General features: G+C 37.6%; 2 protein-coding genes. Both read right to left on the bottom strand.

All coding sequences use genetic code 11. The features are described from left to right. Nucleotides 1–258: MFS transporter (locus tag RB298_RS15570; protein ID WP_486047527.1), on the bottom strand; the 258-nt coding region annotated here is incomplete at its 3' end. 83 nt (nt 259–341) lie between these two features. Beyond that, nucleotides 342–858: PadR family transcriptional regulator (locus RB298_RS15565; protein WP_486047526.1), on the bottom strand; the 517-nt coding region annotated here is incomplete at its 5' end.

Raw genomic sequence — 858 nt, 5'->3', positions numbered from 1 at the left:
AACTAGAAAGACGATGAGTCCAAAAATAAAAAACATTTTACGTCCAAACATATCGGAGAGCTTACCGAATATTGGCATACCTGCCATTTCAGCAACCATATAAGCTGATGTAACCCATACAAACTTATCAAGACCGCCAAGCTCTCCGACTATAGTTCCCATAGCAGTAGCGACAATCGTGTTATCCATAGACGCCATTAAAATTGCTAGCAAAAGACCTGCCAGCACTAGCTTTAAATTGCCTTGTTTTGCATTCATATTTAATCATTTTTCTCCTTTTGTACCATAATGAATTCTGAAATTGTGTAAATTATAAATAATTCAATAAGCATTAGGAAGGGTTAGTCCATTGATTCTTCTTTAGAGGTAAGATATAACGATATCTCGCGTAACCATTCCCAATCCCATTTTAATTTTTCTCCTTGTATATCGTTGATAGTAGCTTGGATCCATTTTAACTCAGCAAGTGACATAGTTCGCTGATATTCCACCTCAAGTAAAAACAAACGTGGAATGCCCCTACTTGTCGCTATTTCCATCTGCTTATCTACGTAAGCTAATGTTTTCTCTAAAGCAAGCACTCTTTTTTGTAGGTGCTCTTTTACGTCTTCCGGTGTTAAAAGAGCAAGAAAGGAAATAGCAGCTGGAAATTCTAAGAATTCCTTTTTGGGGGTAGAAAGCATTTCTCTTATCCACTCGTACGCAGCTTCTCTCCCTTCTTCCGTTACTTCATAAACAATTAAATCTGGTCTCCCTTCGTTCTGCTTTTTCTCTTGAATGACAATCGCTCTATCGCGATGCAAACGATCAATGGTCTGATAGATGCTATTTCGATAACGAACGTTAATAACTTCATCC

This window comes from Priestia sp. BR_2 (assembly GCF_041954005.1).
Classification (GTDB): Bacteria; Bacillota; Bacilli; order Paenibacillales; family Paenibacillaceae; genus Paenibacillus_AQ; species Paenibacillus_AQ lautus_A.
The sequence above is the reverse complement of the archived record's forward strand: the minus strand, read 5'-3'. Positions and strand labels throughout refer to the sequence as shown.